Source organism: Moraxella sp. CTOTU48717 (genome assembly GCF_032057165.1).
In the GTDB taxonomy this organism is placed as follows: domain Bacteria; phylum Pseudomonadota; class Gammaproteobacteria; order Pseudomonadales; family Moraxellaceae; genus Faucicola; species Faucicola tetraodonis.
Map to the genome: position 1 here is coordinate 1 of NZ_DAMBBC010000010.1, position 17584 is coordinate 17584.

Below are 17584 nucleotides of genomic sequence, written 5' to 3' on the forward strand. Positions count from 1 at the left end.
TCAGCTCCCTATTCCAAATCACCCTCTTTATTCGTTTAAAGGGGGTGTTTTTTTGCTTTGTAGTTTCTCAAGATGTTTTATATTTGGTATTATCAGAAACTTAAAATGCTGAGACACAACCTTTATGAAAACCAAACGACAAAACACAAGTGTCGTAAAATCTGGTGTAAACGTAAGAAGGATGGCATGTCAAAGCTTGTACGATGTATCATTAAATTCTTTATAAAATAGAAAAAGTGTGGCAACTACCACACTTCTAAGAATAAATAAAATACAAGTTTCTTGGCGATTATTTTGATAAATCTATCGCATAATCTGCCAAGCCTTTATTTGAACCGTCGTCATTATTTACGACGCTAATATTGGTTAATCCTGCTTTTTGGGCAAAGTCAATTTTGTTTGCACTCGATTTAAAGGTTACAGGACCCGCTGTTTTCACTTTGACAAACCGCCAGCTACGACTGCTACCATTATTGGTTAATGATAAATTCTTAGCCGCTTTGATGTAGTTAATCAGGACATCACGATTGGCATCAGGTGATTCAACTACATTGGTACTATTGATGCTGTAGTATTCCTTTAGACCTGATGCACGATAGTTATTGGTTGCGATGATAAATGGTGCGTTGTCTTCAATCGGCTTGTCTTTGTAGGTTAAGTTTTGGATACGGCTACCGATAGGTTTAGTCACATCAATTTCATATTGCACATCGGCTGCGGTAAACATATCAAAGTTATACCCAGGAAAAGTGCTGATTAACGATTGTGGTGTGGTAAGGCTTGGGTTTATTTGATTAAAGCGTTTGGCGGAATTCTCTAGCCATTTTTTGATATCACTGCCTTGTATTTTTACTGCAAACACGGTATTTGGATACAGGTATAAATCAGCCGCATTGTTAATGGCGATATTGCCTTGAGCAACATCCGTATAATCTGAACCCCCTGCAAATCCGCTTTTAAATGGGGCACTCACTGATAAGACAGGGACATCTTTATATTGTGGCAAATTGGCGTTAATATAATCGCTAATATAGTTGGCTTGCGCTTGGTTGACCACTTGAATCGCTGACACATCACCCACATCAGCAAAGTAAGAAGTCATTGAGAAATCGGATGTACCGATTGGGGTTTTGACATAATTAATAGTGGCATTATGTTCTGCTTGAATTAATTGAGCCACTCGCGGGTTGGCTGCTACAAAAGTTTTATCAGCATTTTGGATTGTACGCACTTCCACTTTGGTATTGTTTTTATTGACGACCCATTTTTTGCCATCAAAGGTTAGATTCAGTTTGATTACGCCTAACCCTTTACCCCAAAAACTTGGCATGACCGCAGGTACGTTGTTTAATAAGCCATTAACTTTATCAATGCCTGCCTGGTCTAAGCGGGTGTCTTTGCTACTAGCATCAGGAAATACTTGATGTGTGTGTCCCATCAAAATCGCATCAATACCTGCCACTTGTGATAGATGCCAACTGGCGTTTTCCATCGTTGGGCTGTATGGTGAGGTATCAATACCACCATGTGACAAGGCGACAATGACATCTGCACCTTCATTTTTCATTTGTGGCACGTATTTTTCTGCCATTTCTTTCGCACCTGCGGTGGTGACTTTACCGTCTAGCCATTTTTTGTCCCATTGCATAATACCGGGTGTGGTAAAGCCAATGATACCAATTTTTAGCGGTACGGTAACCGTCTTACCCTCTGGTGTGGTTGCCGTAAAGGTTTTGGTAATGATTTTATAAGGCTTAAACAGTGGCTGATTATTGCGAGCGCTAATGACATTGGATAAAACCAAGGGAAAGTTAGGTCCTTTACAAGCACTAGCACTTGCGGTTATGCCATCAACATTAAACTGACTGCCTGTAATTTGATTAAGATAGTTCAACCCATAGTTAAATTCATGGTTACCAATCGTACCGGCATCATATTTTAGGTCATTCATAACTTTATAAATGCCCAGTGTTTCGTCGCATTTGACAGGGTTCACCGTTGCTTGATAGTCACCTAAAGCACTACCTTGAATGGTATCACCGTTATCTAGCAAGATATTATTGGCAGATTCACTACGAGCGTTATTGATAAGCGTTGCGGTTCGCTCAAGCCCAAAACTTTTGTCTTCTGTCAACTTGTAATAGTCATAACTCATGACATTATTATGCAAATCTGACGTTTCAAGAATAGTAAAGTTAAGGTTCGTATTGGTAGCGATTTGCTGTGGTTTAGGGTCATTACTATCATTATTATTGTTATTACAAGCAACAAGTGACATGCTTGCTACAATCATGGATGTGGTGAGGCAAATGCGCTTGATTTGGATATTTTTATAATGATGGTTTTTATAATGATGGGTTTTATAGTTCATGATCGCTCACTAAATTAGGCTCAAATAAGAGCGTTGATAAATTTGTGAAATATCATAGAAAGGTTGCGTGACAAAATGATGAATAGCTAGGGGCTAATAAAATTCGCTGCCCGCTGCCTAGTCTTAAGCGACCCTGCAAACAACCAATCGTTACGACCACGCACCCAAAGACGCGTTTGATAGTCTGCCCAATTCCGAGGTAACTCTTAGCTTGCTCGCCAATACACTTTAAGTACGCTATTATCGCGACTTAACTGTAATAACTCATCCAATAACGAACGCAGTTTTTTCGTTGTTGTCGCTTCAAGACCACCCCAGATGTGGTCAATTTTGTGAGGATGTTGTTGTAAAAAATCTTGTAGAGTCGTGAAAATCTGCGTATGGGGCAGTTGGTCATCATTCGCCACAATTGGCAACACCGTTGCGGGATACTGGGCTAAAACGTCTTCTAAATAAGCCAAATCTAGCGGGCTTTGCAAAAAGGTAAGTACAATCGGCGGTATTGTCCGCTTGGTCATTTGCCACTGCTCTAACAGTCTGGCTACGGTCGGCAGTGAGGTTTCATCAGCGATTAATAGACTTTGTCCCTGTGGCTGATTCACATCGAGATGATCGATTTTTTCGGGGAATTCTCGCTCACTGGTAAAAACATCGCCTGTTTTTAACGATTTTACCCAAGTTTCGCCAAGACTGATTTCGCCGTTTTTTTCTCCATGACAATAAATATCTATCCAAGCCAGATTTTGCGTTTCACCGTTTTCATTCACGGTTTGCCATGCCTTGCGAAGCGTATAATAGCGGTAGGGGCGGGGGTGTTTTTTTAGGTCGGTGTCGGGCAGTTTGACATCAAACAAAAACGCATAACCTGCCGGTAAATCGGATAAATCGCTATCGGTTTGCACTGTCAAACGATACATATGGTGACTGACCGCTTCCACGCTTTGCAGACAAAATTGACGCTGCTTGATGTCAATGGTTTTTTTACCTTGTTTGCGGTCACTGCGCTGCAATAAGGCGACATACTGGTCGTTAAATTTCTCAAGGGTTTGGGTCGGCTCACTAAATGCCAAAAGCTGATTGTCTAAGTGCGGCTCGTTTTGCGCAAATTGCAAATCCAACAGTAAGCCTTGTTGATAGATTTGGCGTAAGGTCGCATTTTTTAAGGTTTTTTGCTGAACCTTGGTTAAGTTTAGCAAGCCTAACGCCATGTGCTTCATATCATCGCTGTGGTCTTCGTTGATGTGATCGATGATGTCGGCAATTTCTGGGTCATCAAATAAAGTCAGATTTTCTGGGTGCATAGAATGTAATTTTTGTTAAAGGGCGATAAGGAAAGGACTTGGGGTAACAAGTCCTTGGTTTAGATTTATGAACATGATTAAAACTTCGCGATTAAGCTAACACTGGCTTGTCGCTCTGCGCCCATCCAGCAATTATTGCGGTCATAACAACTACCCACGTAGGTTTTGTCAAACAAGTTACTGACAGTCAAGCCCACATCGAACGTGGGGTTAATTTGATAACTACCAGCCAAATCCACCAAGGTGACGCTTGGCAAAGTATCTGAGTTTTCTCTATCAATCTGCATCCCAGCGATGTGGCGCACACCCACTTGCACCGCGGTTTTGGCGTTGGGTTTCATACTTGCCCACAGTGTGGCGTTGTGCTTGGCAATTTGTTGCGGGGTATTGCCGACCAGCTGGGGGTTAAACTCATCCTTGGTGATTTCGGCATCGACATAACCATAGCCGACACCCACATTTAACCAATCGTTGAAACGATGATCGGCAGAAATTTCAAAACCCTTTGATGTGGTTTCACCTGTTTGGGTTTGTTTGGTCCAGTCGATGGCAGTGACCTTGTCATTTTTGCGTGTGATATCGTAGGCAGACAGCGTAGCCTTGGTGGCTTTGTCTGCTGAGCTGTATTTTATGCCGACTTCAACTTGATTGGCGGTGGTGGGCTTAAATGCTTCACCTGTAATATAGTTGACGCCTAACACGGGTTGAAATGACTGAGCGTAGCTGACATAGGGGGCAAAACCATTGTCAAGTTGATACAGGGCTGACAATCGCCCGGATGTTTGGTTGGCTTCGTTGACGGTGGTTTTTGCATCGCTACCTGTGGCAGTGGTTTTAGTGGTGCTTTTATAGTCATCGTGGCGTAACCCTGCGACCACAGTGAGCTTGTTCCATTGCATTTCATCTTGTAGATAAACGCCGAATTGACTTTGCTCAATATCATCGGTTTGTTGATAGCCTGTCAAACTCAGGGCAGTTTTGCTAAATAAATCATAATCAGGATCGCTTAAATCGATAATGGGTATGCCATTGTACATGGCATCTGCGTACTTAGCCGTGCTGTCAGTTTTTTGATAGTCCACACCCAATAGCAAATTGTGCGAGGTATTATCGGTAATCAGATTATAAGCCAATTGGTTATCGGTTGCCCAGTTGGTCATTTTCTCATCGGTCGTGTAGGCGGTGCGTATAAGCTTGCTGTCTGAGCCTTCGCTAAAGCCTTGATGGTAGGTGTTTTTTTGTTGGGCGTCGGCATCGGTATAACGCAAGGTATGTTTAAAGGTTAATAAATCATTGATTTTCCAGTTGATGGTCTCGCTTGGCATAAAGACTTTTTTACTAAAATCATTCCATTTATCGCCGGCGTAGGCATCCGCGTCTAACTTACCATAACTGGCTTTATACACTGTGCCAACGCTTGGTAGTGGGGTAGAAGGGACTTGATGAGGGTCATCTTGATAATACAAATTGGCAAGCACCGAGATATTGTTGCTCGGTTTGTATTCGATAGAAGGATTGATTAATACCCGTTTTTCTTCGGTCGTTTGCATTTGTCCGTCTTTTTCACGGGCTAATGCCACCATGCGATAATTGGTGGTATCGTTAATAGGACCTGTGCTGTCAATGGCGATTTCTTTAAGATTATTGGTGCCTGCGCGTAGTCTGATTTCGTTTTCGGGGGTATTTTTTGGGGTTTTGGCGATTTGATTGACCATGCCGCCCGGCTCATTATAGCCGTACAGCGACGAAGCAGGTCCCTTGAGTACTTCCACGGCTTCGGTGGCATAGGCATCGACTTGGGGCATTAAATTCCAAGTTCCATCATACGGCAGCCGCATCCCGTCATAAAAGTTGGAATAATTCTTAAAACCACGCAGGGTGTATTCATCAAAAATGCCAACCGTCCCACGACTTTCGCTACTGACACCTGGCTCATAACGCAGTGCACTCGCCACACTGTCTGCTTGGCGTTGCTGCAATGTCTCTTGCTCGATACGAGAATAACTCATGGGGGTTTTTTCGGGGTCAAGGGCGGTCTTGGTAGCGGTGGTGCGGTAAGCATCACTACGAATGACCAAGGTATCTAATGTGGTTTCTGGCGCTTCTTTGCTATTGGCTGCAACGTCTGCCATCACTTGACTGGTAAAAACATGGCTGATACCCACCGCTAAACACGCCCGTATTGCTACTGATAAAAAAGATAAACGCATAAGTGACCCCGCCCTAATAAATAATTACAGAAATTTACAGTATGTTAAAAGTAATGAAAATAATAACAATAATTATTCTCATTTGCAATTATATTTAATCCGCTTTTACGAGGTTTTAGGGCAGGTCGTATAGATTCTTAATGCTCACCAATCACTGTAATGGCATCTAGACTGGCTTTTTCGCGTTGCAAACCGGTCAGCTCGCTGAGTTCGCCATTTTTCATCATCAACAATCTATCCGCCTTTTCAAAATAGCTGTCATCATGACTAATAATAAACAGCGTTTTGCCCATTTTTTGCAACATGGGAATAATAGTGTGATAAAACACACGGCGATAGGCAGGGTCTTGGTCGGCAGCCCATTCATCAAGCAGTAAGATAGACTTTTCTTCGGCGACAGCAAGCAGCATGGCAAGGCGTTTGCGCTGCCCTTGCGAAAGCTCGGTGGCGCTAAGTTGGTTATCGGTGACGCTGACTTTTTCTTTGATGGCTAAGATATCAAGCCAATTGTCGATTAACTCAGCATCGGGCGCATTTTGCGCGCTTCCCATCACAGTGTTAAACAGATAAAAATCGCTATAAATCGCTGAAAATAACTGGCGATAATGGGGGTAATGTTCTGAGGCGACAGGCTGATTATCGATAAAAATACCGGTGTTTTCCGCAAATTTAGGCTGATATAACCCTGTGATGAGCTTGGCAAGTGTCGATTTTCCGCTACCATTTGCGCCAATTAAGAACACCACTTCGCCCCGTTTTAACGTGAAGTTGATATGTTTTAAGCCAAAACTTGCGCTATTGTCATAGTGATAATTTATATTTTTAAAAGTAATGACTTGCCAATTTGGGGTTAAAATTTGGGTATCAAAATCGCGGCTATAGTCAGCAAGCTGTAATGATTGTATTTTTTCCAAGGCAACTTTAGCCGTTTGCACGGTGGGAAATGCCCCAATCGCCATCAGTAGAGGCGACTGGATAAATAATACGGTGAGGGCAAACGTAGTAGCGGTGGCGGTATCTACCCAATGATAAATATTGGCTAGGGCATAAATCACCCCAATTACGGCAAACATCATAATATTTGACCAGCTTACGGCTGATAGATGAAAAGTATCGGCTTTGACAATATGGTTGAAATAGTCGCTTGCATGGCGTTGATAGTCACTGGTAAATAGACGTTTGGCACGTTCACGATTTAAGGCAAGTTCTTTTCGTCCATCAATCACCGCTTGATAATCTTGATACAGTGCATCATTGATCTCTCGTAATGTAGCTAAATGGGCATACACATGACCCACGAGTTTACTACTGATAAAAATGGTCAGCGTAATACACCCCATGACCACAAGTAGCATTGGCAGAGACAAAAAACCCAAATAAACCGCGGTCGCCGTGCAAATAATCACCCCTTGCACCAGCTCAGGCAAGCGTACAAACGCCACGGTAATCGACTGCACATCGGTAGTTAAGCTGGCTAACAGCTTGGCACTACCGATTTTTTCAACTTGGGCGATTGAAGTGTCTAAGATACGTTTTATCAGTTGCGAACGTAATTCAAATACAAAGCGATGCCCTAACTTAGTCAAGGCAAGCTGTGACGTAAACGTTGTCGCTAATAAACCCATAATCGCTACCAAAAATACCGCTAATATCTGCCAACTGCCTAAGAGGGGATTATCAGTGCCGACTGCTGCGATTAAAAAACGGTTAATGAAGGCGATAATGGCGACATTCACCAAGGCATTAAGCAGATTGAGCAAGATGACTTTGATAAAGGCAATGCGGTGCTGTTGCCAGATGAGGGTCATAAGGGGCATGGTAGTAGGGAACATGTATTTCCTGTTTAGCTTTTATTTTTTAGGCAGTCTCAAATAAAAATCGGACAAAGCAAGCTTTATCCGATGACAAACGTTAACAATGGGTGAAATTAAAAATCAAAGGTCGCTGACAGCTTCAATGTGCGTGGCTCACCTAAGGTAAGATAGCCTGCACCGTTGTCACCTGCGGTATTTTCATAACCGCCCACCGATGACCAGTAGTCTTTATCGGTGACGTTAGCAATCACCCCTTTGAGCGTGACTGCTTTACCGGCAAGTTGGGTTTTATATCTTGCACCCAAATCCACAGTGGTGTAGCCATCGACTGTTAGGGTGTTGGCTTCATTGGCGTAACGTTTGCCGGTATGGATGACATCGCCTGTTAAGGTTAAGCCATCTACTTGTGGTAAATCATATTCTAGCCCTAGGTTCAACAGGTGTTTTGCCGCACCGATAACTTGCTTCCCTTCAGTGGCATCGCTACCGGTATCTTTTTGTTGGGTATCAAGAAATGTCACGCCGCCTAGCACTCGCATATTGGCGGTGGGTTGTCCATATACATTGAGTTCAACGCCTTTATGTTGGTTTTTGCCGTGCGCTTCAAAGGTGGTATCAACGGTAGTATAACGCGGCTTGTTGGTTTGAAAAGCGGTGAGACCTGCACCGATAACGCCGCGGTCGTATTTCACGCCGATTTCGCTTTGTTTGGTGACGTACGGTGACATGGCTTGACCTGCATTGGTCAGCTCAGTTGCTACGCCATCGATGGTGGTGGTGAGAGGGGCAGTTTCGCCTTTGCTGAGGCTTTGCATATAGTTAGCAAAGACTGACCATTCGTTGCTAGGGCGATATAATAGGGCAAACGCAGGCGTGGTTTTACTTTCTTTATATTTGCCATTACTGGCTTGGGTGGTGGGGTCAAAACTTTCATCTTCAATGGTTTGGTGTCTTGCCCCCAAGGTCACTTGAAGTTTATCATCCATGAAGGCTAGGGTGTCTGCCAATGCCACACTGGTGAGGGTGGTTTCGCCTGTCTTAGTAGGATGGTCGATATCGCCACCTGCCAACGCCGCCGCTGACCAGCTGGGTTTGGCGTACGAGGTTGGGTGATATAAATTGGTCGTCAGCGTGTTTTGCCAATCAAATTGATAAGGTGCTTTTATCTGTGATTTATAGATATTGCCAGACACTACCCAGTTATGGTTGATTTTGCCTGAGGTCAGTTTGCCACGGATACCGATTTCACCTGTGTTGATGTCGTCTTCACGGGCATTGTCAAAGCGGTAGGTGGTGCCATCGCCATTTAAATTGGTGACCGTCAAGTTAGCGAGCGAGTTCTCTTCTTCGCCATGACGAAAGCCATACGCGCCATACGCAGTCAAATTTGGGCTAAGGTCATATTCAGCCCGTAATGTACCAAACACATCTTTTTCATTTGAATAACTCCACGGTTGCGACCAGTTGCTTTTGGCATCAGCGGCCTTGGGTACACGGGTCAAACCTGACAAGGTGACATTGGTGCGCGTTTTTTGCAGTTCGTTATTTTGATAGCCCAAATCTGCCGATAACCGCATGTTATCTTGGCGATAATCTAAGCCCAAACCGACCAAACCCAATTTGGCTTTTTCATCATCGACTGCTGTACCGCCATCTTGATAAGCGACATTGGCACGCACACCGTACGCTTGATTTGCGCCAAACCGTTGTCCGACGTCTAGGGCAATTTTACCATTTTCGGCATTTTCGCTGCTGATAGTGACTTTACGAATCGGCGTTTGAGTGGCACGCTTTGGCAGTAAATTGACTGTGCCCCCTTTATTACTACCCCCGGGTGCCATGCCATTTAGGAAGGTGCTAGCGCCACGTTGTACTTCGACCCGCTCAAATAGCTCACTTGCGATAAATTGACGAGGCATAATGCCGTATAAGCCATTCATCATGGTATCGTCAGAGTTGGTGACAAATCCGCGAATCAGATAAGCTTCTTGAAAGTTACCAAAGCCACGAGCCACACGCACCGTTGAATCTTTTTTTAGGATATCCCCAACAGAATCCGCTTGTTTATTTAAAATAAAGTCATTGGTATAGGCCGTGGTCGAAAAAGGCGTTTCCATGGTCGATTTATTACCCAAAATACCGATACGGCTACCGGTGGCGACTTGCCCACCTTGATAGGCTGGCGGCAAACCAGTTTTTGATGCATCCGCACTTGCAGTCACCACGATTTCATCGAGTAGGGTTTCTGTGGCGGCATCCGTGGTATTTGCTTCTTCTGCCATCGCCGCGGTCGATAATAAGCCAATCGTACTTGCTGCCAAAGCCGAACGCACGGCTAAAGATAATAGGGATAAACGCATATTCAATCACTCAAAGGACAATAGATAAAACATTTTTGCGAATGATAACAATTATTATTTTTATTTACAATAAATAATGATAGCGCAACCAAAGAAGTTATCTGTTTAATTTTTCATACCTTTCATCAACCATAAAAAATATAAACCGCCTACGATGGAAGCGATTGTGCCCGCAGGTATTTCATAGGGAAAAATCGCATAACGTCCCACCCAATCAGCAATCAACATCAATCCTGCGCCCAGTAGCGCTGATAAGGCTAATTGGTGAGGTAACTGCACCGCCCCAAGTGTCTTGGCTAAATGCGGCGTCATTAATCCAATAAAACTTAGCGGTCCAACCGCCAATGTCGAAACAGTGCTTAACACTGCTACAAGACTAAAAATCAGTATTTCGCTACGTTTTACTGATACGCCCAAACTGCGAGCCATTGTTTCATCTAGGCTAATCACCCTAAGCGGCTTTAGTAGCAAAAAACTGAGCAAAAATAACACTGCACCAATGACCATCAATGCCCACGCTGTCACAGGATAAGCATGATACGTTGTACCCGATAGCCAATTGAGCATCGCTTGTAAGCGAGGGTCGCCTGACAGTTTGATTAAAGTTAAAATACCACCCATCAATGCAGAAATCGCCACACCCACGAGCAACAAATAGCTTGAGGATAGCCGACGCGCAAGCCATAAAACCAACAGTAACACCAAAGCCGCACCTAACAGTCCGCCCAATAACGGCAATCCCAATGCCCAAACAGAATCGGTTGCCAGTCCCAGTGTGCCTGATATCACTGGACTAAGCACGAACACCAATACCACCCCCAATGCTGCACCTGAACTGATGCCCATCACTTCAGGACTTGCCATCGGATTGCGCGTCAAGTTTTGTAATAGCACCCCTGCGGTAGCCAGCATCAGACCTGTTGCCATTGCCGATAAGGTACGCGGCAGGCGAAAATTTTCGATAAAACTTGCCTCGGCATGCCACCCAAAACTGCCCATTGCATCAGGGGAAATATGTAATACACTTACTGTCAAAAGCAGCAACAACCCTACCGAAACCGCCCAAAAACCGCCACCAAAATATCGGCGTTTGCCGGCCAACAGGCTAGGGCTTTGTTCGGCAATCATCGGCTGTTTACTTTGTCGAATGACCAACCAAATAATCAACCCGGCACCTAATATTCCTGTGACCGACCCCACAGGCAGCGTTATATTAAGTAACTGTTTAAACCAAGGTGACAGCAGCGTCACAATGTTATTGGTCAGCCACAACAACATCGCCCCAAAGGCAAATCCTGCCAGTAATCGTTGTCCAATCGGGCGAATCGCTACTACATTAACGACACTTGCCGCAGCCAAGCCCACAAAACTTAAAACGCCCACGCGGCTTACCACGCTTGCCGTGACTATCGCAACAAGGATTACTACCAACATACGCACGGCAGCCACAGGCACGCCCAAGGCTTTGGCTTGGCGTTCATCAAGGCTCATGATGGTTAAAGGTTTGACCAAAAACAACAAGATGACGGGCAGGACTAGGCTTATTAGCACAAAAAACTGGCTATTTTGCCAACTGGTTTGGGTTAAGTTACCGCTTTCCCATGCCATGACCCCCATAACCCTTTCTGAGAAAAAAATCATCAACAGTGAGGAAATAGCAGAAAACAAAATATTGACCACCAAACCACCCAAAATGAGCACCACAGGATTCATACGGCTGTTGGCAGCAATCGCAAACACCAAGCCCATACTCAGCAATGTCCCAACAAACGCCACCCAAAAGCTACCATACAAGCCAAAACTGGGAAAAAACAGCGTCACAATTAATAAAGCCAATTGTGCCCCTGTTCCTACCGCAAGGGTACTATCTGAAGCAAGGGTATTTTTGACCAATTGTTGTAGCAAGACACTGACTACGCCCAGTAATCCGCCGGCAAATATCGCCACTAACATAGTCGGCAAAATTTGTAACTGCGCCACCATTTGCGCTAAGGTCAGCGACTGTGAACTGGCAAATAATAACCACAATGCATCATGCCAAGTGCTGTTAAGGACTAAAGCCGTGGTTATTAAAACCAGCGACAATAAGCCACTAAAAAGCCAACAGGCAGGGGCATTAAAGGGCTTGGTAATTCGCTGGTTATGTTGTAGCCTAGTTTTATTATCCATGCGCCTTGCCCCCTAACCAATGAGCCTGATTTAATCGCTCGCCAAATACCACCATAGAAGACACACCGCCATACAGCCAAATCGGCGGTAACACTGCCATACAGCGGCTATTGTTAGCCCTTGCGCCATAGCCTAGCCGCTGCCACAGCAAATTCTTGGCTAATTCTTGACGTAGCATAGGACTAAACGGCTCAACCACTACCAAACAGGTATCATCATCAAGTTTTGCCAAATCACTCAATACCAACGAATTAAATCCCCAAAGATTACCTTTACCCATCTGATCTTCAAGTGTAATCAAATTTAACCCCATCACCTCAAATGTCGGTCGAAACAGACTATTGTTGGTATAAATCCGCAAATTATTGCTATCGGCAAACTGCACCACCGCAATTTTTTTGATGTGAGGATGTGTTTGGCGAAATGTCGCACCAAGCTTGCCAAGCTGTTTTTTTGACTGGGTTAAAAATTGCTGGGCGCGCTGCGGCTGATGAATAATTTCACCCAGCTGAAGTGTCGGTTCAGCATAGTCCTGCCAAGTCGCTATCGCGTTTTTTGACATAAAACTCACCGACTTATGGGGTGTGTTGCCGTAAGCAGGTCTTAGATGAGCATAAAAATCATTATCAATAATCACAATATTGTTAGAAGATGAGGTGAGTTGGGCAAGCCGTTCAAAGTTTGGGGTGAATCGTTCCCCAATATCGATAATATCACTTGGCAGCGCGGGCGTCCCCACCCATTCACGGTAGCTTTTGGTATCGCCTGTGGCAATCGGTGGATAGCCTAGGGCGGTGAGTGTCGAAGCCACCGCCCAATCAGGGGTGATGACTTTGACGCTGTGAGCCTCTGCGGGGGGCGCTTCAAGCTTTAAATCCCGCTGAGGCTGGCACGCTGTCAAAAAAAACAAAACAATTAGCAAGCAAAAAGCTCTCATCACACCACCGCCACTTTATTACCGGTGACTGGGTGACTTAATAAATGCAAATTGATACCAAAAATCTGGTCAAGCACTTGCGGTTGCATGGTACTGGCGATATCACCAACATGACAAAGCTTGCCGTTTTTTAACGCAATAAACTCATCACAAAACTGTGCCGCAAGATTAATATCATGAATAATAATCACAATCGCCTTGTTTTTCTGCCGTGCCAAATCACGAATGAGACGCAGTATTTCAACTTGATAGACGATGTCGAGCGGGGCAAGTGGTTCATCAAGTAGCAAATAGGGCGTATCTTGGGCGATACACATGGCAAGCCATGCCCTGGCGCGCTCCCCTCCGGATAGCGTTGCCACTGATTGCTCGGCAAACGGCGTGACTTGGGTCAGCGCCATTGCTTCACGCACCTTAGTATGGTCTTGTGGCGTAGGCTTTTGTAGCCATTTTTGATAAGGGTATCGCCCTAACATCACCAGTTCGGCAACCGTAAATTGACTGGCATCAGGCAATTTTTGCGGTAAATAGGCGACTTGTTGGGCGAGGGTTTTTGGCGGTAAATCAAAGATTGATTTGTCAGCAAAATCCGGTAATAAAATCTGTCCGCTAGTGGGGGTGGTTTCCCCTGCCAAAGCTTTAATCAATGTCGATTTACCCGAACCGTTATGCCCAATTAAGGCATAGATTTTTCCCTTCTCAATGGTAACATTGATGTTGTTTAAGAGGGTTTTTTGTTGGCGCATGACGGTAAGCGATTGGGTGGTTAGCATGAGTTGACCCGGGTCAAAGTTTTAAAATAGCAAATCATAGCATTGATGATAATAATTATCATTAATTTTTATAAATAAGAATTAATATCATTTAAGATATTGATAACGATTCTCATTCACACTATAATACAGCGATTTCAAAAGTTTCCCTAAACATACAGCGCTATAACTATGTCTATCCAACGTCACGCTAACTTTAGTCCAGCCCATTTCTCAAACGATATTAGCAGCATAGTCGATAAAAAGTCGGGCACGTTGGCACTGATTGGTGTATTGAGCTTACATGGTATCGTAGCGATTAGCTTGGCAAATATGGCAACGCCTGATATCAAACCGCCCAAAGTCACGCCACCGTTAGAAATTAGCTTTATCGCGCCACCACCTGCGCCAACCAAGCCTGAAGAGATGACGGTAACAGCCGAGCAACAACCGATAAAACAACTACCTAAGCCCGTCGAAAAGCCAACAGAAAAGCCCATAGAAAAAATAGCAGAAAAACCAGAAGAAAAGCCGATAGAAAAACCCATCAGCAAGCCTGTTGAGAAAACAGTCGAAAAACCGATTGCTAAGAAACCTGTAGAACAACCGATTAAACCATTACCCGAACCGTCGAAACCAGCTGAAAAAACTATCGTCAAGCCGCCACAGGTTGACCAAAACATTGTCATGGCAAGGCAACTAGCCCTCGCCAATGAGCGAGCCGAACAAGCGCAAAAACAACAACTTGAACGCCAGCAAGCACTCGTCAGACAGCAAGAATTAGAAAGACAACAAGAATTGGAACGCCAACAAGCGCTTGCACGGCAAAAAGCGTTGGAAAACCAATTAATTGAACAACAAGAGCGTGAGCGCAAACAAGCAGAAATAGATCGTCAAAAAGCGCTAGCTGATGCCAAAGCCAGACAAGCCGATGAAGCTAGGGCGAAAGCCGAAAAGGCAAAACAACAACAAGCCGACAAGGATAAAGAAGCCCAGCAAGCGCAAAATAATTCACCTGTGAGCTTTTCGGCAGGGCAAGCAAGTTGGCGGCGGCAACCTAGCTTTAGCTGTCATAGTGAAGACCTGGAAAACGGCGCATTAACAGCGATTATTCGCTATACGGTGGACAAACAAGGCAATCCAACCAGCGTCACTTTAGCCAAATCGACCGGCAATGTCAGAGTCGATAGACAACTGTCTATGCAGGCTAAGAGCGGCAAATTTAACCCCTTTACCAAAAATGGCGTACCGGTGGTAGGTATTGTCAATCTACCGGTTCGCTGTCAATAAAGATGATTATTAAAAAAATCCGTACTTCATAAAACCTATCCCCGTACAAATTGCTTTAACCAATATCACTTGCCCATTGTAGATATAAAAAACCCTCTAAATAAGCTATTTAGAGGGTTGTTCTTAGAGATTTTTTTGCTAGCTGATGAATTAATTGTATTCAATCACAAAATCTTCAGTGGCTACGCGTACTTTTGCCATAGGCGCAATCCAATCACGTGCTGGATCTGAAACACCCACATACATGATTACGATACTTTTTAGCCCCAATTTCTCTAAACCTAATACCTCGTCAATCAGCTTAGGATCAAAGCCTTCGGCAGGGCAACTATCTACTTTAAGCTCTGCTGCTTGTGCCAACGCAAGTCCCAAGCCAATGTAAGCTTGGCGAGCGATATGTTCAAAGTTTTCGTCTGCACTTTTTTTGGCCACACTTGCTTTGAGCATGGAAGTATAACTATCAAAACGTCCTCTAGGTAAGCCACGCTCATCTGTGGTCATGTCATACACGGTATCAATTTTTTCGGCGCTATAATCCTGCCAACCTGCAAAAATAAGCACGTGAGAACATTCTTTCATGCAGTCAGGATTGAGCGCACCCGCCACTAGCTGCGCTTTGATGGCTTGGTTTTTGACCACGATAACTTTAAAGGGCTGCAATCCCGATGAGGTGGGCGCCAGTCGAGCGGCTTCGATGATTTTGTCGATATTTTCTTGACTCACGCTTTGGTTTGGATCAAAGGCTTTGACGGCATGGCGCCATTGTAAGTTTTCAATCAGTGACATGAAATATTCCTAATCTAGTGATAAAACTATAATGATAATAGTAGAGCGATAAAAGTTATTGTCCGAGCCTTTAAACAAAGCTAAAGAAAGCTCGATGTTACCAATTTTGTCATTGGCTGTTAGAACGCTTGAATGGCTTTCAACTTGCTCAACTAAACGGTAAATGTGCCCAAATGGGTCTTTGACATTTGAGCACGCCGCTTGCAATGGAAATTATGTTAAATTGATTATGCCACTACTTGGGTATGCAGACGTACGTCAACATTGCCGCGCACGGCATTAGAATACGGGCAGACTTTGTCCGTCGTTTCAACCAAGTCTTTCGCTTGTTCTTCGCTGACGCCGCTAAGTTCAATATACAAATCGATGTCAAGCGCATAACCGCCTTGGGCATTCATGCCCAGTCCCACAACCGCTGAGGTTTTTGAGCTGACGCCTTCTAGCTTCATACGCTGTGCCACATGAGTCAACGCATTGTCAAAACACGCGGCATAGCCCATGGCAAATAATTTTTCTGGGTTGACGCCTGTACTATTTTGCTCAGGGGTTTGTAAATCAAAGCCTAGTGAACCATCTTCTAGTGCAACATGACCTGAGCGGCCGCCTGTTGAGGTAGCGGTTGGGGTTTTATAAAAAATTTTCATAAGAGTACCTTATTTTGAATGCTTAACTTGCGTGAATAAATAAAAAAATCGGCGATAGGCGTGACAACATTTGCCATAGCATTTAGGTTTTAATGTTTAGGTTTTAATATTTAAGTTTTAAAAAATTATATTTTACACAATATAATTTTCGGTGCCTAGATAAGGTAATAAAATTCTCACACGCTGCATACAAACTAATAACAAATGACTAAAAATGCTAAATCTAACGATACCCTAACAAGACGCATGATAATAGACAAGACGTAGGCAGATAGCGCTTAAAGATGAAAATTTGTTTAAGGATTTTTGGGTGATAGATTGTGGGTACACTCGCTTGTATGAGTCGGGCAGAGTTTTTTCGCCACTTGCTGTAGCAGATCTATCGCTTCGTCATCTAACTGCATGGCAGCTAACATAGCACTAGGAATGGTAGCGGCTTGCACTTTTAAGGCATCCCCTTTGGCAGTGAGCGATATTTGTACTACCCGTTCGTCTTGTGTGGCACGCTCACGGTGCACAAAGCCTTTGGCTTCAAGTCTTTTAAGTAAAGGGGTAAGTGTGCCGGTATCAAGGTCTAAAAAATCGCCCAATGTGCCGACAGTTTGTGGACTTTTTTCCCATAGCACCAACATGACAAGGTATTGTGGATAGGTCAAATCCAAGGCTTTTAGCAGGGGACGATAGTGGTTAGTGATACTTTTTGACAGTGAATAAATGGGAAAACATAACTGGTTACTCAGTTTGAGGGCATCAAGGCTCATCGTATTTTTTGGGACTCTAGAGATGAAAGGGTCATTGACCACTATAGGAAAAAACACATCTTTGTGCAATCATTAACCACAATTGGCGGTCTGTGCGGTCAAGCAGTTGATAGCCGATGATAGTGCATAATGTGACAAAGATGGCGGGTAAATAACGGCATTTGTTTTTAAATTCATAATCTTGCATAA

12 protein-coding genes are annotated in these 17584 nt (G+C 44.1%); 1 reads left to right on the forward strand and 11 read right to left on the reverse strand.

Annotated elements, in window-relative coordinates:
- Positions 1 to 289: 289 nt before the first annotated feature.
- The 8 genes from RT084_RS07190 to RT084_RS07225 form a co-directional block, all read right to left on the reverse strand.
- Positions 290 to 2371: a bifunctional 2',3'-cyclic-nucleotide 2'-phosphodiesterase/3'-nucleotidase gene (locus RT084_RS07190; RefSeq protein WP_313098722.1), complete on the reverse strand. Its 2082-nt coding sequence runs from the start codon at positions 2369 to 2371 to the stop codon at positions 290 to 292.
- 206 nt (positions 2372 to 2577) lie between these two features.
- The gene (locus tag RT084_RS07195) at positions 2578 to 3672 is read right to left on the reverse strand and encodes an SIP domain-containing protein (protein WP_313098726.1); all 1095 of its coding nucleotides are present in this window, start codon (positions 3670 to 3672) and stop codon (positions 2578 to 2580) included.
- Positions 3673 to 3749: 77 nt separating this feature from the next.
- On the reverse strand, positions 3750 to 5882 hold the full coding sequence (locus tag RT084_RS07200) for a TonB-dependent siderophore receptor (protein WP_313098729.1): 2133 nt from the start codon (positions 5880 to 5882) through the stop codon (positions 3750 to 3752).
- A gap of 137 nt (positions 5883 to 6019) precedes the next feature.
- Complete coding sequence (locus RT084_RS07205) at positions 6020 to 7714, reverse strand: multidrug ABC transporter permease/ATP-binding protein (RefSeq protein WP_313098732.1); 1695 nt, start codon at positions 7712 to 7714, stop codon at positions 6020 to 6022.
- Between the two features lie 95 nt (positions 7715 to 7809).
- The gene (locus RT084_RS07210; protein WP_313098736.1) at positions 7810 to 10056 is read right to left on the reverse strand and encodes a TonB-dependent receptor; all 2247 of its coding nucleotides are present in this window, start codon (positions 10054 to 10056) and stop codon (positions 7810 to 7812) included.
- Between the two features lie 105 nt (positions 10057 to 10161).
- Positions 10162 to 12225 carry a Fe(3+)-hydroxamate ABC transporter permease FhuB gene (gene fhuB / locus RT084_RS07215; RefSeq protein ID WP_312539729.1) on the reverse strand — a complete coding sequence of 688 codons (2064 nt, stop codon included), beginning with the start codon at positions 12223 to 12225 and terminating at the stop codon, positions 10162 to 10164.
- A complete protein-coding gene (locus RT084_RS07220; RefSeq protein WP_253852240.1) occupies positions 12218 to 13126 on the reverse strand; it encodes an ABC transporter substrate-binding protein in 909 nt (302 codons plus the stop codon). The genes fhuB and RT084_RS07220 overlap by 8 nt, the downstream gene beginning before the upstream one ends.
- A 35-nt stretch (positions 13127 to 13161) precedes the next feature.
- Complete coding sequence (locus RT084_RS07225) at positions 13162 to 13935, reverse strand: ABC transporter ATP-binding protein (RefSeq protein ID WP_007117267.1); 774 nt, start codon at positions 13933 to 13935, stop codon at positions 13162 to 13164.
- 171 nt (positions 13936 to 14106) lie between these two features.
- Here RT084_RS07225 and RT084_RS07230 point away from each other — a divergent pair, with 171 nt between their 5' ends.
- Positions 14107 to 15204, forward strand: a complete 1098-nt coding sequence (locus tag RT084_RS07230; RefSeq protein ID WP_312383663.1) for a TonB family protein — start codon at positions 14107 to 14109, stop codon at positions 15202 to 15204.
- 150 nt (positions 15205 to 15354) lie between these two features.
- Here the strand turns inward: RT084_RS07230 and RT084_RS07235 are convergent, their stop codons facing one another.
- The 3 genes from RT084_RS07235 to RT084_RS07245 form a co-directional block, all read right to left on the reverse strand.
- Positions 15355 to 15990 (reverse strand): nitroreductase family protein, encoded by a 636-nt coding sequence (locus tag RT084_RS07235; RefSeq protein ID WP_203171359.1) that lies wholly within the window; start codon positions 15988 to 15990, stop codon positions 15355 to 15357.
- Between the two features lie 227 nt (positions 15991 to 16217).
- Entirely contained in the window at positions 16218 to 16634 is a 417-nt protein-coding gene (locus tag RT084_RS07240; protein ID WP_144918210.1) for an Ohr family peroxiredoxin, read from the reverse strand.
- Positions 16635 to 16930: 296 nt separating this feature from the next.
- A complete protein-coding gene (locus RT084_RS07245) occupies positions 16931 to 17395 on the reverse strand; it encodes a MarR family winged helix-turn-helix transcriptional regulator (protein WP_313098749.1) in 465 nt (154 codons plus the stop codon).
- Positions 17396 to 17584: the final 189 nt, after the last annotated feature.